Source organism: Acetobacterium wieringae (assembly GCF_026646375.1).
GTDB lineage: Bacteria > Bacillota > Clostridia > Eubacteriales > Eubacteriaceae > Acetobacterium > Acetobacterium wieringae_A.
In genome coordinates this window covers 64776-89877 of sequence record NZ_JAIPPU010000017.1, presented here as the reverse complement: position 1 = coordinate 89877, position 25102 = coordinate 64776, and the positions used below count along the sequence as shown (strand labels likewise).

The following is a 25102-nucleotide window of genomic DNA, read 5'->3' as shown; positions in this document are numbered from 1 at the left end:
GCCGGTTCTTTTTTATTTTTTGTGGCACCTTGTATTTAAGCGCTTACGTTGTAATTACCAATTTGATTGAATATATGATAGATGAATGTGATCGTATGGAAATCAAGTTAAATAATTTAGTTGAAGATGATAAAATAAATAACTCACTTGAGTTATTTCAAATTGAGCAAAGATACCAGTGTTTTGAGCCACTTGCAAGGGAATTATTAAATAAAGTAATAATGTATAATGAATTATATCAAACGGAATTAAGTTCATTACTGGAAAATCCTACATCTATAGATATTAGGACATTAATATTTGGAAAGAAACTTACAGAAGAAGAAATTATTAATGAATCACTAGGAAAATTTAGAATGGATTTACTCGAAGATTTAGGAGTTTTTTAATAAAAATAGTATCACTTTGATTTTTATGATTTTAGTATTTAACGCAACTTTCCCAACCTAATTGAATGAAGTGATTAATTAGGCTGGGATGTTAGAAACTGCTATCTGTTGTAAGTTGTTGTATTCAAAAAACGATCGTACGGATTCCGGAATAAAAATATTATTTTGTGGGCATCCCTCGCCCGATCACTGGTACCAATCGCTTGGCCAACAGCACACTAATGGCAATCTTGATCAGATCGCCTGGCAGGGTCATCACAAAGCCGGTCATCATCAGGGTGGCTGCACCCACTGGGGTGTTGAGGTAGTAATTAGCAATGATATAATACCAGGTTAGCCCTAGCACGTAGATCACAGCAGTTCCGGCCAACGCAGCGATGACCATCGGCAGGGTTTCGTTCGTGGTGTTCTTTTCAGCCAACCAGCCGGTGACAAAGGCCCCCAGGGCAAAGCCGACAATATAGCCAAAGCTTGGTTTTAAGACATACATCAGCCCGCCGCCACCGGAAAATACCGGCAGACCAGCCAGACCGAGAAAAATATATACCAGCACCGCAATCAGCCCACCCCGGGAGCCCAGCAGCAAGCCGGCCAGAATCACAAACAGGGTCTGCAGCGTGAAGGGTATTCCCGGTAAGGGCACTTTAATCATCGCCCCGACCACGATCAAGGCAGAAAACAATCCGCAGAGTACTAACATTCTTATATTAAGGTTGTTTTTTTTAATCATTTTTCCATCCTATTCTAATTTTCTAATACTGATTTCCCCAGAGTTCAGGGTTTCGATCTGTCCAGATTGATTTCTGATTATTAATCCACCTTCGTCACTGATGTCCAAAGCGGTGGCCACTTCCCACTCATTGTTCCGGAAAACCTTAATCTGTTTTCCCAAAACCATCGAGAGATTTTTGTATTCCTCTAAAAAATCCCGATTAGTCAGATCGTCACAGATCGTTAAGACCTCGTTGATAATTTCTGCCGCCAACCGATTACGGGTCAGGGCATCCGGTTTTTCATCAAATAGCGTCCCGACAATGTCTTCCAACTCTTTAGGCAGGGCCGCTTCCGGCTGCTTGAAATTAAGGCCAATGCCGATGATCACAAACTCGAACTGTCCGTTCTCAAAGTTGGTCACCGCCTCGGTAAGAATCCCCACAATTTTCCGGTCGCCCCGGTAAATATCATTGACCCACTTGATCTGGGTATCAATACCCGTCACTTTTTTGATGGCCCGGCATACCCCCACCGATACCCCGGTGGTTAGCAGCACCGCATCCCGGGCAGCAACGTCGGGACGCAACACCAGGCTTAAATAAACCCCGCTTTTGGGCGGTGAATAAAAGGATCGGCCCATCCGGCCCCGCCCCTGGGTTTGCTCTTCAGCGATAATCACCGTTCCCGTTTTTGCCCCTTCCAGTGCCAATTTCTTGGCTTCCTGATTCGTAGAGCCAACGGTTTGATAGACAATCAGTTCAAGCGCCTGATTGGTCGGGGACAGCCAGGGGTGTATCCCTTCTGCTGACATCAGATCCGATTCGCTTTTTAACCGGTAGCCCTTGTTGGTGGTGGATTCAATCGCGTAGCCTTCTTCTTTTAACGCTTTAATGGCCTTCCAGATGGCCGACCGGGAGACGTTCATGGTGCTGGCCAGCACTTCTCCAGATAAATAGTTTTCTCTATTTTCTTCCAAGGTTTTTAATAATTTTTGTTTTGTCGACATTTCTTCACCTCCGCGATTATTCTAAACAATAAAAGAGCTATTGTCAACCATTTTTAAATGAGTGGTTGACAATAGCTCTTGCCGTTGCTGTTTTGCTTATTTACTGAGCCAATACTGCCAGAGCCTTCACAATAATCTCAAAGTTCTTTTCCAGACTCTCAATGCTCCAGAACTCATCGGTTTGATGGCAGGTGTTGACCTCCCCAGGAAAGCCTCCGCCAAATGCCACGGAGTTTTCAAAGGCCCGGGCATAGGTACCGCCGCCAGAGACCATCGGTTCAGCCATATCCCCGGTGCAGTCCTGATAAACTTGCTGCAGGGTGGTTACCAGAAAGCTGTCCTTATCAACATGGAGTGGTTTGACATCATGATCCATTTCCAAACAAAAGCCCAGATCCGCCGTCGCTTTTTTTATCGCCGCAACAATGTCACTGCTTTTTAACGTCACCGGATAGCGAATATCGCAGCGTAGCACCGCCTTACTTTCGTCCACTTGAACAATGGCCGGGTTTAAGGTCAGCGATCCCGATACCGAATCCGATCGATCAATCCCAAACCCGGTTGTGGTAGCCCGCTCCAAGAGCGTAAGGATTGGATGGGTAATCCCTTCTGCAGTCAGTATTGCTGCCAGTTTCAGGATGGCATTGTCCCCTTTTTCCGGCTCCATGGCATGGGCAGATTTTCCTTTGGCTTCAAAGGTCTGACCATTAAAAACCGCTTGGGCCGCATCCGGCACCGAATTGATCTGGCTGCCGCCACTAAAGACAAGCGCTGGGGTCTGGTGATCCAGTTCTTTTTCCAGAATAATATTCATGATGCCTTTTTCGGCAAAGATTACCGGATAACCGGAATCCGGTGAAAATGAATAGGCCGGAACCTCTTCAGTTTGTTTATAGCGGTTCATACACGCCCAATTGCCGCCTTCTTCGTCGCCGCCAATAATCAGCCGTACCCGTTTACCCAGTGGCAAATTAGCCTCTTTCAAGGCTTTCAGGGCATAGAGCGAAACCATCGTCAGACCCTTGTCATCCAGAACCCCCCGGCCATAAATGGTATCGCCGTCAATGGTCAAGTCAAAGGGGGGAACGGTCCAGTCATCCCCTACCGCCACCGTATCGATGTGGGTGGTCACGGCTACCAGTTCCGGCCCTTCACCAAATTCCACATAACCGCAGTAGCCATCGCAGTTTTTAGTACGCATGCCAAAACTTTGTCCCCGTCCAAGGACAAAGTTCAGCGCTTCGTTGATGCCAGATCCCAAGGGGGCTTCGTCGGTTATTTTTCCGGCATCGCCGTTGACCGTCTTAATTTGAAGCAGTGTTTTTAGATCCTGCAATAAGGCCACTGTATCCAATTGTGTTCCTGTTACCACTTTTTTATCAGCCAGATATTCAAAGCGCCTGACGATTTTTCCATCCTTTTCCAGGATTTCATTCCACATTGCTGCCGGACGCACCCACAGAGCACCTTCACCATATAATGGCCGGTAAACCACCATGGCTTCTTGCGTTTCGCTGTGGGTAGCCAGACCAATAACCTCATATTGATTGCCCTTATAATGCCGATAACGACCCAAAAGGATCTTTTTTTCTATCATATCTTTACTCATTTTTTTCTTCCTTCTTTTCATCAGTCATGCTATTATATACAAGGAATCTTAAAAATTTGATATTTTTCTTAAGATTTCTTTCCGAATTATAATCGAAAAGGAGATTATTATGAAAACGAGACAGGAAATTAAAGCCATCGCCAAGCAGAGCTTTTCCGAAAACTACTGGATCTGTGTCGGTGCAACCGTATTGGCTTTTGTCGTGATCGGTGCTGCTTCCGGGGTCACTTCCTTTGTTGGCGGCTTGGGTGGTCTGATTGTCTGGGGACCGATGATGGTTGGTCTGCAATTTTTTTCACTTTGGATTTACCGTGGTGAACTCCCCACACCGACCATTGAAGACATGTTTAAAACCGGCTTTTCGGATTTTGGTCGAAAACTGGGGGGCATGCTATGGATGGAATTATTTATTTTTCTCTGGTCCCTGCTTTTTGTTATCCCTGGCATTATTAAGTCCCTCGCTTATTGTTTTACCCCCTACATTCTAGCAGAATATCCCAACGTTCCCGCCACCGAAGCCGTTAAAATTTCGATGCGGATGACCCAAGGCCACAAAGGCGAAATTTTTATGATGTCCTTAAGCTTTTTTGGCTGGTTTTTACTAAACGGCTTTACCTTTGGTATTCTTGGTATCTTTTATGTTAACCCCTACTTCTTTACCAGCATGGCTGGACAATATGAAGATCTCAAGGAACTGGCGCTTCAAAACGGCGTGGTCAGCCTTGATGAATTAGCTTAATTTTTATTAAAAAACAGGGAGCCCCAAAATCAGCTCCCTGTTTTTTTTAGTTTGTTATTTCGTTAATCAGATTGACCATTTCAATCGCTGTCAGGGCGCAGTCATAGCCTTTATTGCCGGCCTTGGTGCCAGCCCGTTCGATGGCCTGTTCAATGTTTTCGGTGGTCAGCACCCCAAAGATCACCGGTATTTCTGACTGCAGAGAGACATGAGCCACTCCCTTTGACACCTCGCTGCAGACATAATCGTAATGGGTGGTGGCCCCCCGGATCACAGCCCCCAAACAAATGATGGCATCATACTTTCCCAGCTTGGCCATTTTGGCAGCAATCAACGGAATCTCAAAGGCCCCTGGTACCCAGGCCACATCAATGTCTTCTTCCTTCACATCGTGACGCTTCAAGCCATCAATGGCTCCGCCCAGCAGCTTTGATCCAATAAATTCATTGAACCGCGCCACTACTATCCCCACTTTAGTTCCCTTTGATACTAATTTTCCTTCATATACATTCATTTTTTATTCTCCTCTATAAAAATTTTTTTCTGACTTTCAAACCGATAACTTCGTACCGGCAATTTCTGCAGAAGACTACTGATTGACACATACTCGTTACGGTCACTTAACAATACCTTTTAGTTGTAATTAAACAGATGACCCATTTTTTCCTGCTTGGTTTTTAGATAAAACAGATCCTGGCTACAGGCTTCCATTTGAATCGGCACTCGCTCTACCATTTCCAGTCCAAACTCTGACAAACCTTCCATTTTGAGCGGATTGTTGGTCAATAGTCTTAGCTGACTGATCCCCAGATCCCTTAAAATCTGAGCCCCGATGTAGTATTCCCGCAGGTCTTCCGGAAAGCCCAGTTCAATATTGGCCTGAACCGTATCCATCCCCATGTCCTGCAATGCATAGGCTTTTAATTTATTGATCAGCCCGATCCCCCGGCCTTCCTGACGCATGTAGAGCAATACCCCTCGACCTTCTTTTTCGATGGCGGTCATCGCCGCCCCAAACTGATCGCCACAATCACAGCGGATCGAACCAAAGGCGTCGCCGGTTAAACATTCCGAATGAACCCGACACAGCACCGGGCTGTCACCACTTAAATCCCCCTTAACCAGCGCCACATGATGCTCCCCATTTAACCGGTTGACATAACCATAGGCCATAAACTCACCGTATTTGGTAGGCATTTTGGTGATTGTCACACACTCCACTAGTTTTTCGTTTTGTTTGCGGTAGTTTTGCAGATCTTTGATGGTGATAAATTTCAGTTGATGGGTCTGGGCCAATTCGATCAGTTCCGGGGTTCGCATCATCGTGCCATCTTCTTGCATAATTTCGCAGCATAGACCGCATTCTTTCAACCCGGCCAGTTTAACCAGATCGACGGTGGCCTCGGTGTGACCGTTTCGTTCCAATACCCCATTTTCCTTAGCGACCAACGGAAACATATGGCCGGGCCGCCGAAAATCTTCTGGCCGGGCATTCTCGTCGACGCACTTAATGGCAGTAACCGAACGTTCTGCCGCCGAAATGCCAGTCGTGGTATCGACATGGTCGATGGACACAGTAAAGGCGGTGCAATGATTATCAGTATTATCTGCAACCATTTGGGGAATGGCCAATTTTTTAACCAGCTTTTCGCTCATCGGCATACAGATCAGCCCTTTGCCATAGATGGCCATAAAGTTGACGTTTTCGGTGGTGGCAAACTCAGCCGCACAAACAAAGTCTCCCTCGTTTTCCCGATCATCATCATCGGTCACGATAATGATCTTGCCTGCCCGTAAATCATCCAGTGCTTCTTCAATGGTATTAAATTTGAACATAGTAACCTCTCTTAATTTCTTATTATTTCTAAAACCCGGCATCCCTCAGAAAATCGATGGTTAAGCCACTGTTATTTTCTGTACCGGCATCCGTTTCGGACAATGAACGTACTAGCAGTTTTTCGATGTACTTGCCCACCAGATCATTTTCCAAATTGACCGGATCGCCAGGTTTCTTGATACCCAGGATCGTCTGCTTCACCGTATGGGGAATGATGGACACTTTAAAACTGGCAGCGGTCATCCCGACAACCGTTAAACTGATGCCATCAATGGCAATAGACCCTTTTTCGATAATGTAATGGAGTATTTTGGGCGGTGCACCAATCTCAAAGATCACTGCATTATCATCTTTGGTGATTTGCACAATGTGACCGGTTCCATCAATATGACCGGCCACGATATGTCCTCCGAAACGGCCATTGGCGGGCATTGCCCGTTCCAAATTGACGGCTGATCCACCTTTTAGATCGCCCAGATTGCTGCGGTTCAGCGTTTCACTCATGACATCGGCCATCCATTTATTTCCGCTTAACTGGGATACCGTCAGGCACACTCCATTCACCGCCACGCTGTCGCCCAGTTTTAAATCATCCATCGTGACCGCACCCTGAACCCACAGCTGGGAAGATCGTTGTCCCTTAATGACCGCAGTGATTTTGCCAACTTCTTCGATAATGCCTGTAAACATGTCTTACCTCTTCGTGTATTCGAGGCAGATATCGTCCCCGAATATTTTTATTTTTCGGTCCGTGAACTGGAAGGCCTCCGCTGGATCTGCCAGCCCCGGACCTTCCACCGGAGTTTTGGCGGCCGCACCACCAAATATTTTGGGGGCCAGATAAACCTGGAGCTTACTCACAATACCGCTTTTTAAAGCGCTGAAATTCAGAGTGCCGCCCCCTTCCAGCAAAATACTGTCAATCCCTTCCTGCCCTATTTGCACCATCAGATCCCGGAGATCGAGATGCTCCCCGTCTTTTGCTATTTGTAAAACGCTGCAGCCCATAATTTCAAACCGTTTTATTTTTTGCCGATCCTGAGAGCAGGTCGCCAGATAGGTCGGTATTCTCCGGGCCGATGCCACCACCTGCGCCGTCAGCGGGGTGCGCAATTGGGTGTCGCATATTATCCGGCTGGGGTTTCTGCCACCTTCTATCCGGCAGGTCAGTTGCGGATCATCCTGTAAAATGGTGTTGACGCCTACCATGATTCCCATCACTTCATTGCGGGTCTGATGCACCGCCTTCCGGGCCGACTCCCCGGTAATCCATCGGGATTTCCCTGTAGCAGTGGCAATTTTACCATCCAGGGTCATGGCATATTTCATCAGCACATAAGGGGTTTGATTTTTGATGTAGTGAAAAAACATGGCATTTAGCTCCTGACAATCTGCTTCCCGAACTCCGGTTATAACCGTGATGCCATGTTGTCTCAACATTTTGATTCCCTGACCTCCGACTAATGGATTGGGGTCGATGGCGCCGATGACTACCTTACTAATCCCGCTTTCGATAATGGCCTCCGTACAGGGCGGAGTTTTGCCATGATGACAGCAGGGTTCCAGATTCACATAAAGGGTTGCCCCAACCGGTGACGCATTGCAGGTCATCAAGGCATTACGTTCAGCATGAAGCCCACCATATTTTTCGTGATAGCCGCTGCCAATAATCACATCATCTTTAACAATCACTGCGCCCACCAGAGGATTGGGATTCACCCGACCCCGACCTTTTTTAGCCAGGTCGATGGCTATTTCCATATAGTGTTCCTGTTTTTTCACCTGTATTCCTCCCTCAAAACAAAAATGCCCTGAATAAATATCCAGGGCATTTTTGTTCACAGCTTTACTGATTCTCGTATAAAAAAGCTCTGAAATGATTACCATTTCAGAGCTAAATTAACAAAGCAATTATAAAACTTCATTATCTTCTTTCATCCAGACTTTAACTGTCGGCCTCGGAATTTCACCGAATCATACCTTGCGGCTCGTGGGCTATACCACCGGTAGGGAAACTATCCCTGCCCTGAAGACTTCGTATTTAATTGATTAAACTTTAACATAATTGCGATATTTCTGTCAATAGATTAAAATTTATTTTTCTTTCCATCCGTTTTCGTTTATAATAGGAGCATGAAAAAGCATGATAAAACTAACATATTAATGATATTGACTGACCCTTCAGAGAAAGGATGGCCCCATTGTGCACTGGTTTAAAAAAAGCCTGATCAGACGGGTAGGAACCATTGTTATTGGATTTATTTTTGTTGCCTTTGCAGTTTATGGTATTATTTCCATCCAAATGTTAAGTGGTTTTTTTGAAACCAACAGTAAGGAACAGATTTCCAAGGACGCCCAACAAATTGCCACTGAAATTGACAAATTTATCGAGAAGAATATTATTATTGTCGAACAGATGAAAACCAATCAGGATTATCAGGCCATCACAGAAGCGCTCAACACCCGGGAGGAAAAACGTCAGCATCCGCTGTTTAATGTGATAACCCAGGAACTCCAGGCCATTAAGGCTTCCGATCCCAATATTTCGCTGGCTTATATCGGCGTGACCAAGTCCAACGATGTGATTTCTTCAACCCCCGAATTTGATCCCAAACCAGACTATGATTTGAATAAACGACTCTGGTACATGGAAACCTTACAATCCCGGGGAATTACGGTAACTAGTCCCTATATTGACATTGTTACCGAAAAAATGGTGGTTTCCATCACGACCCCGATCCTAAAAAACAATAATGTGATTGGCGCCATGGGCATTGACCTGCAGGTGACAGATATTTCTAAGCTGATGAGTACCTACCAAGTCGGCGAAAACGGTTATACCCTATTAATCAATAAAGACGGCAGTATTTTTTATCATCCTGATGATCCTGAAGTTTTTGCTGCTGGCGGGGCTAATCCCTTTTCCTATCTTGACCTCTATATGAGCCAAATCACCTCCGGCAACAGTGGTGTCATCGAATACCAGCTGGGAAATAATGCCAAATACATCGCCTATGTGCCCACCCAGTCATCCAACTGGATCGTGGTCACGGTCATCCCCCGGTCAGAAGTTTTGGCTCCACTGAACCAGTTTATTTTTAGTCTGATCTTTGTTTCCCTGGTATTGCTGTTTATGATTGCGCTTTTTATCCGGCGGATGACCCGACTCATTTCTGAACCAATTATAACCATTTCCGATGCAGTCAAAACCTTCAGCCAGGGTGATCAGGAAATCAATCTACCAAGTACCCTTTACGACCGGGAAGATGAGCTTGGTATTTTATCCCGGGGGCTCAAGATGATGAGCCACCGGATCATCCAATACATCGAAGAAATTCAAACCAACAATCAGGCGCTAAATCAGGAAATTGACAAACGCCAGGCAGTTCAATCCCAACTGGAAATGATCTTGGAGCTTTTATCCGGTACCGATGAAGGTATTTTTATTTTAAATGAAACATTTTTCTGTATTTATCAAAATACTGCCTTTTCCCGAATAATTGGGATTCCTGAAGCTGAAATCCCGATGTTGAACCTATCTGAAAACAATATCCTGATCAATCAGCCCTTGATTGACAGCCTGGAAATGAATCCGGTCTGGTCTGGCGAAATTGAATATGCTCAAAATTCCACCGAAACGCTGTTTCTGTTTTTGCGGATCAGTAAGGTGAAAAACGGCGGAGCTGATTATTATATCGGCAATATCACCAATCTCACGGCCCATAAGCAAATTGAAAAAGATATTTATTATCTGAAGTATTTTGACCATCTGACCAAGCTTAACAATAAGGTCTTTCTCGATGAATCGGGAATGGAACTGATCAGCGGGGACAGCACCACTGTCGGGAACCATGCCCTGATTTTAATTAATATCGATGATTTCCGAATTATCAATGAGGCCAAAGGTTTTGATTTTGGCAACAAGGTATTAATTGCTCTGGCCAATCGCCTAAAGACTCTGGTCAACGATCAGGATGTGCTGGCTCGTCTGGGGAATGACGAGTTTGGTATTCTAAAAACGCATGTTTCTTCCAATGAAGATTTATATGAATACATCATGGATTTAAGCAAAGAACTGGAAAAACAGATTTCCATTCATGATGAAGAATTGATTGTTGATGTCAGTATCGGAATCAGTCTCTACCCCAACGATGCCAACCACTATGGCAAGCTTCTAAAGACTGCCGCTTCTGCCCTGAATAATGTCAAAGCCAACAAGGGGCGGCGCTTTGAGTTCTACGATAAGGACATCAACAGCCTGTCGATTCAAAAATACGAAATGCAGAACAAACTGCGCAATGCGCTAAGCAATCAGGAATTTGTTCTTTACTACCAACCCCAGGTGGATATGTCCACCAATCAGATTCTCGGCCTGGAGGCTTTAATTCGCTGGAACAGCTCCAATGGGATGGTTCCTCCGGGGATTTTTATTCCCATTGCTGAAGAATCAAATCTGATTATTCCACTGGGTGAATGGGTGCTGGAAACTGCCTGCGAGTTCGGAAAAAAACTCCAATCACTGGGTTATCAAATCCCGATCGCAGTTAATCTTTCGATGCTTCAGTTTAAGGCCCCTTATATCGGGGAACTGATCCAATCCATTTTGACCCGCACCCAGTTACCACCAGAACTGCTGGAACTGGAAATCACCGAGGGTATTCTGATGGATAATGAAGATGAATGTGAAGCCATCCTGAGCGAATTCCATCGGATGGGGATCCAGGTTTCCATCGATGATTTTGGCACCGGTTACTCTTCTCTGAGTTATCTCAAGAAATTTGCCGTGGATAAAATCAAAATCGACCGTTCCTTTATTAAAGGGATTCCCCATTACGATAATGGCACCATTGCTAAAGTAATCATAGAACTGGCCTCAAATTTTAATCTCCAGGTCATTGCCGAAGGAGTGGAAACCCCCGAACAGATTGACTTTCTACTGAAAAATAATTGTCATATTGCTCAGGGCTTTTACTATGCCAAACCGCTTGACGAGGACGGACTACTGACTTTTATGGAAAAAACAAAAAGGGATATGGCTTAGCCTTATCCCTTTTTTTATTTATCTTCGATCCGCTTCAATTGTTGTGGTACTATAAATGAACCACTCATTAAACGATAAATCGTTGCGCCAGGGTTTCGGGATGATCGGTGGTCATCGCTTCACTCATGATACAGACCCCTTTGGCGCCGGCCATCAAGGTAATTTTATAATTGACTTCGCTGATCCCGCCGATGGCAAAAACCGGGATTGCGACAGCATTACAGACCTCTTTAAGAAAAATTAGCCCTCGGGCCGGTAGGCCTTTTTTGCAATCAGTGGGAAAAATATGACCAGCGATTAAATAATCGGCCCCCCAGACTTCGGCTTCCCGGGCCTGTTCCACCGAGTGAACCGAGACCCCGACCTGCTTAAAGTTCCGGATCGCTTCACACTCTCTCCGGATGTCATGAATCGACACCTGTACCGCTTCTACCTTCAATTCCTCAGCAATCTCTAAATTATGATTAATAATCAGTCTAACCCGGTACCGATCACAAATTTCTTTTACGTTGATGGCTAGCTCCCGATAGTCTGGCTCGCTGAGGTCTTTTTCCCGCAGCATAATGGCATGAGGTTGCCCCTTAGCGATTTCTTCAATTCGACTGAGAAAATCATCCTGGCACAGTTTCTGGTTCGTTATACAAATCAGCATACTTGGCTCCTTTATTTTTCTTGTCTATAGTCTATCATATCCCAGCTAAAAAATACCACCCATTTTATGAAGGTTTATACCCGGATATAGTCGCAATAAACCGGCTGGAGGCCACGATTTAAAATCATTTGATGTACCTCGGGAACGCTGCGGGGATCGGATATCTCAAATTGTTCATCGCCCTTTTCCTGCTGCTCATGTCCACCAACCCCGACACTGACACCGGCAGAAATTTTTGTCGCCACCATCCCAACGACATGATCCCGAAAGCCAGGCCGCTCCCGGGTGGAAATGGTGATCCCGGCAAAAGGCATCAGCAGCCGGTAGGCCAGCATCACCTGAAGCAACTGTTTCTCATGAACGTCGTTGGGGTTGTTATCGGCTTTGTTAATAAAGGGGCGGAGCCGGGGTGTGGAAAAGCCGATTTCAGCATGGGGGTATTTTTGCTGAATAAAGTAGGCGTGGACTCCAGTGGCAAAGGCATCCTTCCGGAAGTTACCTAACCCCAGCAAGGCTCCGAAAGAAACACCCCGCATGCCTCCCAGTAAGGCCCGCTCCTGGGCTTCAAAACGATAGGGAAAAACCCGTTTGGGCCCACTTAAATGAACTTGTTCATATCTGCTTAAATCATAGGTTTCCTGATAAACCGAAACAAAATCGGCTCCACAGCTGCGTAGATATGCATATTCATTGGCATTTAGCGGGTAGATTTCAATCCCCACGGTGGTAAAATATTCCGCCGCCAGTTTAACCCCAGCCCCGATATACTCCACCCCGGACTGATGCCGGGATTCGCCGGTTAAGATCAGGATCTCTTTTAATCCGGTTTTGGCGATCGCCTTTAATTCCATCTCCATTTCCGCCAGACTAAGCTTACCCCGGCGGATTTTATTTTTACAATTAAATCCACAGTATACACAATTATTTTCACAATAATTGGCAATGTAAAGCGGGGTAAACAGGCAGATATTGGTACCAAAGTGTTTCTTTGTTTCGATCATCGCTTTTTTGGCCATTTCTTCTAAATATGGCGTCGCTGCCGGTGATAATAAGGCTCCATAATCGGTTATGGACAATCGCTCTTTTTTCAGGGCTTCTTCCACATCGCTGGCGGTAATTTTCTGATCATCATACTTATCCACATTTTTTAAGACTTTATCCCGAATATCGGAGTCTATTTTCTCCATCCCTGGTTGATAGACCATTGGATCAGTGCGTTTTTTTATCATTCTAATCCTCCAAAAATCCCGTTAAGGGGCTGGACGCTTCGCCATGGGTTAAGACCCGGCCGAGACCTGCCAGATAGGCATTTCGGCCCGACGCTATCGCCTGACCAAAGGCTTTGGCCATCAGCGGAATGTTTTTAGCTGTAGCTACCGCAGTATTGCACATCACCGCTGCCACGCCCATTTCCATCGCCTCACAGGCCTGGGACGGCCGTCCGATGCCAGCATCGACAATAATCGGAACGGGGATTTCACTAACTAGTATCTCAATAAAGTCCCGGGTACAAAGCCCCTTGTTGCTGCCAATCGGCGATGCCAGGGGCATCACTGCCGCCGCCCCGGCACTGACTAAATCCCGGGCCACATTTAAGTCCGGATACATATAGGGCATCACCACAAAACCATCTTTGGCCAGAATCTCGGTAGCCTTAATGGTTTCATAATTATCGGGAAACAGATATTTGGAATCCTTGATGACTTCCACCTTGACAAAATTCCCGCAATTGATCTCCCGGGCCAACCGGGCGATTTGGACCGCTTCCTCGGCCGTTCTTGCACCAGAAGTATTGGGTAGCAGCGTAATATCGTTGGGGATATAATCCAGAATATTCTCTTCCCCACCGAGATTCGCCCGCCGCAGGGCCAGTGTCACAATTTCTGCCCCGCCGTTTTCGACTACCGCCTTGACAATTTCCAGTGAAAACTTTCCGGATCCCAGGATAAACCGGGAATTAAATGTGTGTCCGCCAATTATTAATTGATCTGTCATCTTTTCTCCTTTTAATTCTACTTTCAGATTGTAAATCTTTATTTGTTCACGGCTATCTTATCTTTAGTCGGTTCCTTACCATCACCCGCCACCGACGAAACGTACCACTTCCAGGGTATCCGTTTCGCAAAGCAGTACTGCATCATAGCTCGATTTTGGAACGATTTCACCATTTCGGGCGACAGCCAGGGTGGCCACATCAAAACCATTGGTTTCTAAAAACTGTAGCAGACTCTGATTGTTAACCAGGGGCACTTCTTTTCCGTTGATACGCATCTCACTTTTCTCCTTTGCTGTTGCAGACGCAAAAAAAGCACAAAATACGATTACACCCTTTCGGTGGTGTACCCCATTTTGTGCTTCAATTTACTTTTTCTGTTTTGATTTTATTACATCAGCCCACTAAAGTCAAGATCTGTTTTTGAACAGCTTCTGTCTAACGACGGGTATAGGCGTTGTAGGCCGCCATTTTACTCTTATCTTCTTCAATTTCCTGAATTTCTTTTTTTAAGGCTTCCAGCCGAACTGTTAACTCCGCCACTTCCTCTTCATCAACCGGACGATTGGTCACTTCTTTCTTAATACCCAGGGCTAACAGCTGATCATCTTTTTCCTCATACTCTTTACGGAGTAGTTCCAGGTTTGACTCACAACTGATCAGCTGTTTTTTAATCATCCGCATCACCCGCATATCATCATAATTATTTAAGATTGTCTCCATTTTATATCCCTTCGCTTTCCTGGTATCGTATTTTTCTGTTATTTCAGTTTATCACAGCGGATCGTGCAAATACCTATGCGAAGACGAAAAATTTTTGCCATGCTTGTTTTTAATGATCTTTTTACATTTATTTTCAGTTTTTTACATAAAATTGCCAAATTTTTAAGACGAACCCTGTTTTATTGGGGTATAATACTGTAAATAATTGAAAATCAATCGGAGGTAACAAAATGAATGAAGAGTTATTAGCATTAATTAAAGATAAAAAAGGCTTTATTTGCGATATGGATGGTGTCATCTACCATGGTAACAGACTGTTGCCGGGAGTAAAGGAGTTTGTCAACTGGCTTTATGCTGAAGATAAAAACTTCCTCTTTTTAACCAATTCCAGCGAACGTTCACCCATTGAACTAAAAGAAAAACTGGCCCGACTGGGTCTGGAAATTGATGAAAGCCATTTTTATACCAGTGCCCTGGCCACTGCCAAATTCCTTAAGGATCAGTCCCCTGGTTGTTCGGCCTATGTCATTGGTGAACCAGGTCTGGTCAATGCCCTTTATGACGTTGAGATTACCATGAATGACGTTGATCCGGACTATGTCGTTTTTGGCGAAACCCGCTCATATAATTATGACTCCGTGCTGCGGGCAGTCAAATTGATTCAGAAAGGCGCCAAACTGATCGCCACCAATCCAGACTTAACCGGCCCCACCGAAGAAGGCATTGTCCCGGCCTGTCGGGCCCTGGTGGCACCGATTGAACTGGCCACCGGAAAAGAAGCCTATTACGTTGGTAAACCCAATCCCCTGATGATGCGCACCGGGATTAAACGACTGGGGGTGCACAGCGATGATGCCCTGATTATTGGTGACCGCATGGATACCGATATCATCGCCGGGATTGAATCGGGTTTGACGACCTTTCTGGTCCTCAGCGGGGTATCAACCCGGGAAACGGTTAAGCAATTCCCCTACCGTCCCAATTATATCCTCACTGGTATTGATGAGATTGTCGCCGGACTGGGACTTCAGTAAAAATAATCGCGAGTCAGCTTTCGCTCCCGGTATTTGACCTTACGTCATCTAAAAATCAAAAAAGCAGGTAAGACTGCTACCAGTCTTACCTGTTTTTTATTTGTCTTCTTGTTGTTTTTTTATCTGATCCTCTGGACATGGACATGATGGATACGTATCCGAATGCCCTGCTTCCTTTTCCTTTTTAATTAGATAATAGGATGCCCCGGCTGTTAGAATAAGCAAGACCAACATCAAGAGTAGCACTGTTGTCATCCCTAGCTGCAACTGCTGGGTGGCTACCTGATAGGTACCAATAAAACCGAACAGCATAAAAGCTCCGGCGGATACCAGCTTGACCGTCCGCTCGGGTATTTTTTTACAGAGAACCACCCCGATGATAATCCCAATGGCATCGGCAATCAGCATCCCGGTGGTGGTTCCGATCAACACACCAACGGCATTTTCGGGAAATTTGGTGGCCAGAGCAATGGTCGCCAGTTGGGTTTTATCTCCCATTTCGGCAATAAAAAAGGCCACCGCCACGGTAATCACCGGACCAAAGCGGGTGGTTCGATTTTCTTCGCCATCCAGCTTATCCCCCCGAATCGTCCAGAGTCCAAAAAAGATAAAGGACAGTGAGGCTATTCCCTGAATCCAGATCTGGGCGCCATCAAAGCGGGTAATATAATTTCCCACTGCTACCGCCAGGGCGTGGTTGAAGACCGTGGCAATAAAGACCCCCAACATTACCTTTCCGGCCTGATACTTGGTAGCAAAGGCCATCGCCAATAGCTGGGTTTTATCTCCCATTTCGGCCAGTACCACGGCTCCCACCGCTACTAAAAAAGCAATAAATCCTGTGTACATTTGTATTCCTTCCTGTTTTTTAATTTGAAAGCATCCCAAAATAAAAAGACTCCTAGCATAACCCACCACAAAATGGACTATGCTAAAAGTCTCGTTACCGGAAACGGCTACAAAGCCAGGTGACCATCGTCACCAGTATGTTGACTTTGTATAACAACTACTCCCTTTTAACAGTATTATTCTACAACATTACCCTTGCTTTTGTCAATATAAAAACCGGAAAGCCTCTTTACTCCTTCTTTATTACAGACTTTCCGGTTTTCGCTAAACTTCAAACGGAATAACTGATGCCAGCAAAGCTCTGGCATAGTGATTGTTGACCTGGGCCAATTTGCCACTTTCTATTTCTTCAACAATTTGCCCTTGATACAAAAAAAAACAATCTTATCACAAAGATGGGCCACCACCTGAAGATCGTGGGCTACAAAGAGATAGGTGATGTTCATCTCTACCCGCAGTTGATGAAGTAGCTTTAAGATCTGGGCCTGAACCGATACATCCAGTGAACTGATGGCTTCATCTAGCACAATAAAACGAGGCTTTGTGGCAATGGCCCGGACTATACAAACCCGCTGCAGCTGCCCACCGCTGAGTTCATGGGGGTAACGGTTTTTGACCTCCGGCTCCAAGGCCACTTTGATCAGCAGTTGCTCAAGCGTCAACGTTACTCCTACCTTCCCATTTCTGGTAGCATTCCTGGAGGAACTCTTCTTTTACAGCGGCGGGACCGCGGGGGACTTTCACCCCGCTTCCCTTTTCACCGGCCTGTAACCCTTCGTTACTGCCGGCACCTGTTTTATTAATATTTTATTCGTGTCGGTGTTTTAAAAACACTAAAAAACAGAAACAATGCCACAAGCACGTGTCTTTCATTGTTTCTGCTTGCCATTCTAACATGCTTAAATCGCTTGCGCAAGTCTATTTTTGAGAAGTGATATTCTGTTTTGGAATGTCTTTCCATGCCAGTTCCGCTTTACACGGTATCAAACTACAGCCTTTATTTCATAAAGCGGTCAATCGCTTTTCTGAGTTCTTCCAAAGCCTTCTCGTCGTTATTCTCCACCGCATCAACGATGCAATGCTCAATATGATCCTGTAAAATTATTTTGCCGACGTTATTAATCGCTGACTTAACCGCTGAAAGCTGGATCAGCACCTCGGTACAGTCTCTTCCCGATTCGACCATTTTTTTCACCGATTCAAGATGACCCGCAGCTCGGGAAAGGCGATTCAACACTGATTTGGTCTGGGTATGTTCATGATGATGGTGGTGATGATCTCCGCTGTGGCCCGCATCATGTCCGGCATCTTCCCATTCTTCCTGATTTTCATGCATCTCCATTCACCTCATTTTCTATATCTGTTTAATCCATTATAACAGATATAGAAAAAGGACACCAGCCAAGGAAAGATGCCCTTTTATATCTTACAGAATCGAATCGATCAGTTTTTTTGTATATGCTTCCCGGGGACTTGAAATTACCTCGTCCGGGGTACCGGTTTCCACTACCCGACCCTGATGCATCACCAGCACCCGGTCACAGCATTGCTGCACCAAAGCCAGATCATGACAGATCATCAATTGCGACATCCCCTGATCTTCTCGTAATTGTGATAGGAGTGTCATAATCTGAGCCTGGACGGTGACATCCAGAGCGCTGGTAGCTTCATCACAGATGAGCAGTTGGGGTTTTCGGGCAATTGCCCGGGCAATCGAGGCCCGCTGACATTCGCCACCGCTGACCTCACTGGGATAGCGACTGGCAAATTCCGGACCGAGGCCGCAGATTTCCAGATAGTCAATGGCTTTATGCTTCGCCTCCTGACGCCCCATACCCTGATTGATCAGCCCTTCCATGACACTTTCCCCCAGACGAATCCGGGGATTAAAGGAATCCACCGGCATCTGAAAGACCATCTGAACGAGTTGGTAAACCCGTTTGAGTTCTTTTCGCCCGGGGTTTTTAATCACTTTTCCATCCAGAATAATATCACCACCATCCAACGATTCCAGTCCGGTGATCAGCTTGGCGACTGTACTTTTACCACTGCCGCTCTCGCCCACCAGCGCCAGACATTCGCCTTTATCCACATGGAAGCTGATCTCATCAACCGCACAAATGGTGGTTTTTCCTTTGGTATAGGTTTTTTTTAAATTGCTGACTGCTAAAATCCTGTTCATGTCTCACCTTTTTATCCGGGGCATGGCCGCAATCAGCTGGCGGGTGTAATCCTGCTGGGGATGCTCAATCACCTCCCGGGCCTTGCCATATTCAACCAGCTGACCCTTGCACATCACCGCCACGGTATCGGCCATAAATGACACCACCCCAATATTATGGGTCACCACCACAATTCCGGTTCCAAATGCTTCCCGCATTGCCATCATTTCCCGGACCACCTGAGCCTGGACGGTGACGTCCAGCGCCGAGGTCGGTTCATCGGCAAAAAGCAACTCGGGTTCCAACAGCATCGCCATGACAATGCCGACCCGCTGATTCATTCCTCCGGATAATTCAAAGGGATAACTCTTTAAAATCCGCTCCGCGTCGCTTAAATGAACCTTCTCAAACAAAGCTGTGGCTTTTTCCTGAACCAGCTGGCGGTCACAAAGGCCATGCTCGGCCATGGTTTCATAAAGTTGCTCACCAATAGTTCTTATAGGGCACAGGGCACTGCCACAGTTCTGAAAAATCATCCCCATTTCCGGCCCCCGCAGCATCCGCAAGGCTTCGTCTTCAAGATCAAGAACCGGTTGGCCCTTGTAGCGGATCTCGCCCCGATTGACTAAACCATCCGGGCCCAGTAGACCCATAGCGGCCCTGATCAGGGTGCTTTTGCCACTGCCGGACTCGCCGACAATCCCGAGGATCTCACCTGGTTGCATGGTTAAGTTGATCCCCCGAACCATCGGCTCGCCGTTGTAGGATATTTCGACATTTTGAAATTCCAGTAATGGTTGTTGCATAAACCCTTCCTTCTGATCGGGACGATTTATTCGTTGATATCCAGATCGGCTGTGATTTCATAATAATCCGATGGATGCGCAGTAAAGCCAGTAACACTCTTTTTCATCACAAAGGACATTTTTAAATGCGAGGCATAGATATAGGCATTGTCGTCAAGAACTTGCTGCGCAATTGAAACCGCCAGATCACTCCGTTTTTCGGTGTCAAATTCACTTCGCAGTTGCGCAACCAGGGCTTCTACCTTGTCGCTATGGTAGTGTCCGCGGTTGTAGTCAGAATTATCAACCACATGGGTGGTGAAATAATATTGGGGATCTCCGGTGGGCGCAGTTACAAAGGCGTTGGCAAAGACATCGTAGTCACCGGCTTTCAGGAAATCCTTGTAGGAATCGGTGGCATTGACCTGTACATCAATCCCGGCTTGTTTATAGGTCGCCTGAACTGATTCGGCCAGCAACGGCAGCTCCTGACGGGAAGTGTAGGTCAACCATTTGATCGATAATTTCTGACCATCTTTTTCGCGGATACCATCGCCATCAGAATCAACCCAACCTGCTGCTTCCAGCACTTTTTTGGCGCCGTCAATGTCATAAGCGGTATCTTTAACCGCGTCGCCGCCAAATGTAAAGTTAGCTGGGAAAGGACCGTCCGCCGGCGTTCCGTTGCCCTTTAACAGCACCGTGGTAAACCCATCCTTATCCATACTCATGGCCATGGCTTTACGAACAGCATCGTCTTTAATCACCGCTGAATTATAGTTTAAAGCAGCCTGATAAACCCGGGAAGTATTGGTAGAGCTGATGGTGTAGTCATCATTGTTTTGAAACAGTTCCAGACTGGCATAGGGCAGACCCTGAGCCGCATCAATTTCGCCACTTTGCAGGGCCATGGTTAAGGTATCACCATCAACAATACTCTTGATATTTACCTTCCCAACCTTTGGTTTTCCACCCCAATAGTCATTGTTTGCTTCCAGATTGATTTCGGTCTCAGTGATATTTTTGGCTACATAAGGCCCTGTTCCAACGACATTTTTATCAGCGGTTACCCCAGCCTCCATATCGATGATGCAGCCATACGGGTCACAGAGGTAATTTACCAATGCTGGCACCTTATTATCTGATACGATCGTGATGCTTTGTCCATCAGCGGTGATTGACTTAATCTGCAAGTCTTTTGGGGCCCGATCATGAACCGCAATCAGGTTATCAAAACACTCTTTAACGGCTTCCCCGGTCATTTTCTTGCCATTGGAGAAGGTAACGTCATCCCGTAAATTGATTTTAACGGTATAGTCATCAATCTGTTCATAATCTTTGGCCAGCCAGGGCTCCAGCTCCATCTTTTCATTAAATTTAAAGAGCGTCTCACCGACCCCATAACGAAGGGTTGACCAACCGATGTAGGATTCATGAGGATTCATTCCCACATTTGAATTGCCGACACTATAGGCTACGGTTCCATAATTAAATACCTTTTCTTCTGCACTTTTGGTGCTGGTTGAACTGGCACAGCCGGTTAGCATCCCGCCGATCAATGTGGTGGTCAACAACACTGCCAGAATTTTGTTTTTTACTTTCATTTCTTCTCCTTTTTTCTCTTATTCGTCTTGGGATCCAGTACATCTCTGACCGTATCCCCCAGTAAATTAAATAATGTTACTGATATAAAAATAGCACAACCGGGTGCTAGAATTACCCATGGCGATGTCTGCAGCATGCTACGCCCTTCGCTCATCATTGAACCCCATTCGGCAATTGGAGGCATCGCCCCCAGTCCCAGAAAAGACAATCCTGCCAGTTCCATCATCATGGTGCCAATATCAAGGGTGGAGGTTACCAGAATCGGGCCAATAATATTGGGCAAAATATGTTTAAAAACAATCTTGATCGAGCCGGAACCACTAAGCCTGGCGGCGGCAATATAGGGCATATTTTTAATACCCAGCACCTGTCCTCTGGACAACCGGGCAAATTTAGGCCAGGAAATACAGGCCAGCGCCACCACTGCATTGATCAGCCCACCACCTAAAATACCGGCCACGGCTATCGCAAAAACCATTCCTGGAAACGCCAGAAAGACATCCGAAACCCGCATAATCAAGGAATCAATTTTGCCACCCTGATACCCGCAGAATAGCCCCACCAAAGTACCAAATCCAGTAATGATTCCTACCAGCAACAGTGCCGAGTAAATGGTGGTTTGTCCCCCCATTATCACCCGGGACAACATATCCCGGCCATAGCGATCCGTTCCCAGCAGATGCTCCGGACTGGGCGGCTGTAGGGCCTGAGTCAAATCCTGAGCATAGGGATCATAGGGAACAATCTGGGGTGCCAGGGCTGCCACCAGCAATAGAATTATCACCAAAGTCAGAAAAAGATAGAATTTCGTCATCGTTTGATCTTTTTTTATTTTCCGGGTTCTGATCCGGACCGCTGTACGCTCTGTTACTTCCATCAGCCCTCCTGTTCCAATCGAATCCGGGGATCCAGATAATGATAAATGATATCGGTCACCAGATTTACGCCCACATAAATAATGGCCATCCAGATGACATAGGCCTGAATCATCGGGTAATCCCGCATCATAATCGAATCTACCGCCAATTTTCCGACCCCATCCCACATAAAAATCGATTCAACAATTGCGGTACCACCCAACAACGAACCGATCGACAACGCCAGCAGGGTGATAATGGTCAGCATCGCTGTCTTTAAAACACTGGCAAAAAGCATCACTGGCTCCCTGATCCCCCTGGCCCGAGCCCCGATGACATAGTCCTTATTGAGTTCTTCCAGGACGGTTGTTCGAACCTGTCGGGTGTATTTGGCTGACATCGCAATTGCCAGGGTAAGAGTCGGCAAAACGATGCTCTTCCAACCGCCATTGCCCATAACCGGAAACAGCTTTAGCTGTAGGGCAAGAAAATAGATCAGCAGTAGCGAGACAAAAAAACCCGGTAAGGCATTGCCGATAAAACTGAAAAAGCGGATCAGATAATCGGTGAAGCAATTATGCCGAACGGCCGATAAAACACCAAAGGGAATCGAAATCAGTACAGTAAGTAAAATTGAGGTCAGTGTCAGATAAATCGTCGCTGGCAATTTTGACACAAAGGTTTCAAAAACCGGTTTATTTGATATATAGGAAACACCCATATCACCGGTTAATACCCCGCCAAGCCAGTTGGTATACTGGATAATAAAGGGCTGATCGAGCCCCAGTTCATGCCGTTTCTCGGCCTTGACTTCTTCGGATACGCCACCACTGGCATTATCGTAAAGCGCATCCACGGCATCCCCGGCGGCTGACTGCATCAGGGTGAAGGATAACAGGGTGATGCCCAGAATAATTGGGATTAATTGTAATAGACGTTTTCCAACATATTTTTTCATTAATGCAAAACCTTTCTCGCATTAGCGCATTTACCGGTAAGATTTTATCACTTAGAAAATGGCGTTACAACCTCCATGGGGGGTTATTTCGCCATTCCAATTTAGCATACCTTCTTATTCCATTTGGCCTTTATCGGGATCCCCCAATTCCAGATTTACCATCATAAATTCCAGAAACCGCTTTCCCCAGTCACTGTATTCGTCGTGCCGCCTGTGGATATAGCCAAACATCACCACATTTTCCTCTTCGAATAGGGGAATACCGTTGAGCTCCTTCTCATCCACATCATCGGTAAGATACCCACTGCCGATATTCGCCAGATCAGTGGTCTGCAGCAGCTGCATCATCACACAGTCACTGTTGGTCACCACCACACTCTCCAGGGCGGACATATCTTTTCCATGCGGATTGGTTATTTTCCAGTAATTGTTAAGATCAAATTCGTCTTCATAGCACTGCACCAGCTTTAGTTTCTTCAGTTCTGCTTCACTGATCTCACGGGCCTGATAGAGCGGATGTTTCTGCCCCAGATACAATACCACCTGAGTTTTTTTAAGCTCCACAAATTCCAGATGGTTTCTGGTCAAGATGTACTGAAAAGCGGTATTCTGACTGTCCATCACATAGACAAAGCCCAGCTCGTCCTGATAACCGGCTACCCGCTTGATGATTTCTGCCACCGAGGCCGTATAAAGCTCAAAATGCAATTGTTTGACGTGAAAACGATTATAAAAATCCGCAAATACCTTAGCCATCCAGGCACTGGGATTACTGGCGATCTGCAATTGCTCAATCCGATCCGTCTGGGAAAACGAAGCCAGCATCTCGATATTGTCAATGGCTTTGCAGGCATACTCATAGACGTGTTTGCCCCGGGACGACAACAGAATCCCCCGACTTTTACGATGAAAGAGGCTAAATCCGAGATGCTCTTCTAGCGCCTTGATCGCCTTGCTGACATTGGGTTGGGTCGTATAGAGGATTTCGGCAGCTTTGCTGAATGATCCCACATCGGCACAGACCACAAAATATTTCAGTTGCTTAAGTTCAATCATATCACACACCTTTTTGAATCGATTATCCTTCATAAAAAACCATCCGTCCGCTAAAATCAATTGTCGTTACGTTTAACTTTTTTTATTTCTCGTTGCTATTAACCCCATTATTTTTTATTTTTCCATAAGCAATCATCGGACTCTTTTTTAAAATGGTCAGCGAACTGACCTGATAAAGCACGATCCCATCATATTTAGCGATACAGGTTTGCAGCACCTTTCCAAAATAATCTTTTATCACACCCAGGTTATCGCCTTTTAAAAACGGCTCACCGGCTTTTTTATTGGGGTACCAGCATCCAGTGACTTCGGCCTCTTCATAAACAACGTCCACCACCTCCTGCTGTTTACCTGCAGACAATCGCATCGGCTCAGCCAAAACCTTTAAATAGCGCAAGACATTTTTAACATCTTCCTGATAGTTTTTAATCTCATCTTCCGACCAGCGGGCTTCGCCGCCCCGTTCAATCAGAATACCGGGAATCCCCATCGAACCGGCATAATTATAGGCGCCGCTGGTGGCCAGATACGATTTAACCCGATAGCGCACTAGTACCGCCAATGCCATGGCCTCGGACTCACTGACGACCGCCTCTTTGGCTGCACCAACATAATAAACGTAAGGAGTCAGCGACTCATAACCATCCCCGGCATGAAGGTCAATAAAGCGATCAGCCTTTTTAAAAAACATTTCTGTTAAATAAGCCGCCAGCTTATCCCCGGTTGTACCGTCCGGATTACCCGGAAAAATCCGGTTGAGGTTTTTTCCATCCTCGGCCACCACACTCATCGTGCGGTTTTCAAATCCGCTGATATTGACCGGATGAATGATGATCAAGCAACCGGCTACTGCTTCTGGGATGATTTCCTGAGCCAGACGAATCGCCGTTTCAATGCCGGTGTATTCGGCGTTATGGACTCCGCCGGTAATCAATACTGTTTTTCCGGAATTTTGTCCATTAATAATAGTCACCGGCAATTTAAGCTCCGTTTTGGGAACCGCCACATAACCAGAAACTTTTGTTCCTTTTTTTGCCACCAGATTATCAATTACTATTTCCACTGGTTTTTCTCCTTTTGCCAAATAAAAGAA

General features: G+C 45.9%; 26 protein-coding genes and 2 riboswitches. Of the genes, 4 read left to right on the top strand and 22 right to left on the bottom strand.

Annotated elements, in window-relative coordinates; all coding sequences use genetic code 11:
* A partial coding sequence (locus Q7P33_RS14895) for a hypothetical protein (RefSeq protein ID WP_303871517.1) occupies nucleotides 1–389 on the top strand: 389 nt, incomplete at its 5' end.
* Between the two features lie 160 nt (nucleotides 390–549).
* On the opposite strand, the gene Q7P33_RS14890 is transcribed toward Q7P33_RS14895, so the two are convergent.
* From Q7P33_RS14890 to Q7P33_RS14880, 3 genes are all read right to left on the bottom strand, one after another.
* Nucleotides 550–1119, bottom strand: coding sequence for a biotin transporter BioY (locus Q7P33_RS14890; protein WP_303871516.1), 570 nt, complete (start codon nucleotides 1117–1119; stop codon nucleotides 550–552).
* A gap of 9 nt (nucleotides 1120–1128) precedes the next feature.
* Nucleotides 1129–2109 carry a biotin--[acetyl-CoA-carboxylase] ligase gene (locus Q7P33_RS14885; RefSeq protein ID WP_303871514.1) on the bottom strand — a complete coding sequence of 327 codons (981 nt, stop codon included), beginning with the start codon at nucleotides 2107–2109 and terminating at the stop codon, nucleotides 1129–1131.
* A 100-nt stretch (nucleotides 2110–2209) separates the two neighbouring features.
* Nucleotides 2210–3718 (bottom strand): Sapep family Mn(2+)-dependent dipeptidase, encoded by a 1509-nt coding sequence (locus Q7P33_RS14880; protein ID WP_303871512.1) that lies wholly within the window; start codon nucleotides 3716–3718, stop codon nucleotides 2210–2212.
* A 109-nt stretch (nucleotides 3719–3827) separates the two neighbouring features.
* Between Q7P33_RS14880 and Q7P33_RS14875 the strand changes: the two genes are divergently transcribed.
* Nucleotides 3828–4457 carry a DUF975 family protein gene (locus tag Q7P33_RS14875; RefSeq protein WP_303871511.1) on the top strand — a complete coding sequence of 210 codons (630 nt, stop codon included), beginning with the start codon at nucleotides 3828–3830 and terminating at the stop codon, nucleotides 4455–4457.
* 46 nt (nucleotides 4458–4503) lie between these two features.
* Here Q7P33_RS14875 and ribE read toward each other — a convergent pair whose 3' ends face one another.
* The 4 genes from ribE to ribD all read right to left on the bottom strand — a co-directional run bounded on the left by ribE (nucleotide 4504) and on the right by ribD (nucleotide 8076).
* Entirely contained in the window at nucleotides 4504–4971 is a 468-nt protein-coding gene (gene ribE, locus Q7P33_RS14870; protein WP_303871509.1) for a 6,7-dimethyl-8-ribityllumazine synthase, read from the bottom strand.
* A gap of 119 nt (nucleotides 4972–5090) precedes the next feature.
* On the bottom strand, nucleotides 5091–6293 hold the full coding sequence (locus Q7P33_RS14865; protein WP_303871508.1) for a bifunctional 3,4-dihydroxy-2-butanone-4-phosphate synthase/GTP cyclohydrolase II: 1203 nt from the start codon (nucleotides 6291–6293) through the stop codon (nucleotides 5091–5093).
* A 28-nt stretch (nucleotides 6294–6321) separates the two neighbouring features.
* Nucleotides 6322–6984, bottom strand: coding sequence for a riboflavin synthase (locus tag Q7P33_RS14860; protein WP_303871506.1), 663 nt, complete (start codon nucleotides 6982–6984; stop codon nucleotides 6322–6324).
* Nucleotides 6985–6987: 3 nt separating this feature from the next.
* Entirely contained in the window at nucleotides 6988–8076 is a 1089-nt protein-coding gene (gene ribD / locus Q7P33_RS14855; protein WP_303871504.1) for a bifunctional diaminohydroxyphosphoribosylaminopyrimidine deaminase/5-amino-6-(5-phosphoribosylamino)uracil reductase RibD, read from the bottom strand.
* Between the two features lie 140 nt (nucleotides 8077–8216).
* Nucleotides 8217–8332: riboswitch (FMN riboswitch) on the bottom strand.
* Between the two features lie 165 nt (nucleotides 8333–8497).
* Between ribD and Q7P33_RS14850 the strand changes: the two genes are divergently transcribed.
* A complete protein-coding gene (locus tag Q7P33_RS14850; RefSeq protein ID WP_303871502.1) occupies nucleotides 8498–11335 on the top strand; it encodes an EAL domain-containing protein in 2838 nt (945 codons plus the stop codon).
* Between the two features lie 67 nt (nucleotides 11336–11402).
* Here the strand turns inward: Q7P33_RS14850 and Q7P33_RS14845 are convergent, their stop codons facing one another.
* The 5 genes from Q7P33_RS14845 to Q7P33_RS14825 form a co-directional block, all read right to left on the bottom strand.
* Complete coding sequence (locus Q7P33_RS14845) at nucleotides 11403–11987, bottom strand: thiamine phosphate synthase (RefSeq protein ID WP_303871501.1); 585 nt, start codon at nucleotides 11985–11987, stop codon at nucleotides 11403–11405.
* A gap of 74 nt (nucleotides 11988–12061) precedes the next feature.
* Nucleotides 12062–13216, bottom strand: coding sequence for a 2-iminoacetate synthase ThiH (thiH, locus tag Q7P33_RS14840; RefSeq protein ID WP_303871500.1), 1155 nt, complete (start codon nucleotides 13214–13216; stop codon nucleotides 12062–12064).
* 1 nt (nucleotide 13217) lies between these two features.
* Nucleotides 13218–13982 (bottom strand): thiazole synthase, encoded by a 765-nt coding sequence (locus tag Q7P33_RS14835; RefSeq protein WP_303871498.1) that lies wholly within the window; start codon nucleotides 13980–13982, stop codon nucleotides 13218–13220.
* 81 nt (nucleotides 13983–14063) lie between these two features.
* On the bottom strand, nucleotides 14064–14258 hold the full coding sequence (gene thiS, locus Q7P33_RS14830; protein ID WP_303871497.1) for a sulfur carrier protein ThiS: 195 nt from the start codon (nucleotides 14256–14258) through the stop codon (nucleotides 14064–14066).
* A gap of 160 nt (nucleotides 14259–14418) precedes the next feature.
* The gene (locus tag Q7P33_RS14825; protein ID WP_303871495.1) at nucleotides 14419–14703 is read right to left on the bottom strand and encodes a hypothetical protein; all 285 of its coding nucleotides are present in this window, start codon (nucleotides 14701–14703) and stop codon (nucleotides 14419–14421) included.
* 230 nt (nucleotides 14704–14933) lie between these two features.
* Between Q7P33_RS14825 and Q7P33_RS14820 the strand changes: the two genes are divergently transcribed.
* Entirely contained in the window at nucleotides 14934–15737 is an 804-nt protein-coding gene (locus Q7P33_RS14820) for an HAD-IIA family hydrolase (protein WP_303871493.1), read from the top strand.
* Between the two features lie 96 nt (nucleotides 15738–15833).
* On the opposite strand, the gene Q7P33_RS14815 is transcribed toward Q7P33_RS14820, so the two are convergent.
* The 10 genes from Q7P33_RS14815 to Q7P33_RS14770 form a co-directional block, all read right to left on the bottom strand.
* Nucleotides 15834–16586, bottom strand: a complete 753-nt coding sequence (locus tag Q7P33_RS14815; RefSeq protein WP_303871491.1) for a TMEM165/GDT1 family protein — start codon at nucleotides 16584–16586, stop codon at nucleotides 15834–15836.
* 341 nt (nucleotides 16587–16927) lie between these two features.
* On the bottom strand, nucleotides 16928–17248 hold the full coding sequence (locus tag Q7P33_RS14810) for an ATP-binding cassette domain-containing protein (protein ID WP_303871490.1): 321 nt from the start codon (nucleotides 17246–17248) through the stop codon (nucleotides 16928–16930).
* A gap of 6 nt (nucleotides 17249–17254) precedes the next feature.
* A riboswitch (cobalamin riboswitch) is annotated at nucleotides 17255–17396 on the bottom strand.
* A 187-nt stretch (nucleotides 17397–17583) separates the two neighbouring features.
* Complete coding sequence (locus tag Q7P33_RS14805; RefSeq protein WP_303871488.1) at nucleotides 17584–17922, bottom strand: metal-sensing transcriptional repressor; 339 nt, start codon at nucleotides 17920–17922, stop codon at nucleotides 17584–17586.
* A gap of 90 nt (nucleotides 17923–18012) precedes the next feature.
* On the bottom strand, nucleotides 18013–18768 hold the full coding sequence (locus tag Q7P33_RS14800) for an ABC transporter ATP-binding protein (protein WP_303871487.1): 756 nt from the start codon (nucleotides 18766–18768) through the stop codon (nucleotides 18013–18015).
* Nucleotides 18769–18771: 3 nt separating this feature from the next.
* Nucleotides 18772–19554 (bottom strand): ABC transporter ATP-binding protein, encoded by a 783-nt coding sequence (locus Q7P33_RS14795; protein WP_303871486.1) that lies wholly within the window; start codon nucleotides 19552–19554, stop codon nucleotides 18772–18774.
* Between the two features lie 26 nt (nucleotides 19555–19580).
* Nucleotides 19581–21137 carry an ABC transporter substrate-binding protein gene (locus Q7P33_RS14790; RefSeq protein ID WP_303871485.1) on the bottom strand — a complete coding sequence of 519 codons (1557 nt, stop codon included), beginning with the start codon at nucleotides 21135–21137 and terminating at the stop codon, nucleotides 19581–19583.
* Nucleotides 21134–22015 carry a nickel transporter permease gene (nikC, locus tag Q7P33_RS14785; RefSeq protein WP_303871484.1) on the bottom strand — a complete coding sequence of 294 codons (882 nt, stop codon included), beginning with the start codon at nucleotides 22013–22015 and terminating at the stop codon, nucleotides 21134–21136. The genes Q7P33_RS14790 and nikC overlap by 4 nt, the downstream gene beginning before the upstream one ends.
* Nucleotides 22015–22953, bottom strand: coding sequence for a nickel ABC transporter permease (gene nikB, locus Q7P33_RS14780; protein ID WP_303871483.1), 939 nt, complete (start codon nucleotides 22951–22953; stop codon nucleotides 22015–22017). Before nikB ends, nikC begins: the two co-directional genes overlap by 1 nt.
* A 114-nt stretch (nucleotides 22954–23067) precedes the next feature.
* Nucleotides 23068–24009 (bottom strand): LysR family transcriptional regulator, encoded by a 942-nt coding sequence (locus tag Q7P33_RS14775; protein WP_303871482.1) that lies wholly within the window; start codon nucleotides 24007–24009, stop codon nucleotides 23068–23070.
* A gap of 82 nt (nucleotides 24010–24091) precedes the next feature.
* On the bottom strand, nucleotides 24092–25072 hold the full coding sequence (locus Q7P33_RS14770) for a M14 family metallopeptidase (protein ID WP_303871481.1): 981 nt from the start codon (nucleotides 25070–25072) through the stop codon (nucleotides 24092–24094).
* Between the last annotated feature and the right edge of the window lie 30 nt (nucleotides 25073–25102).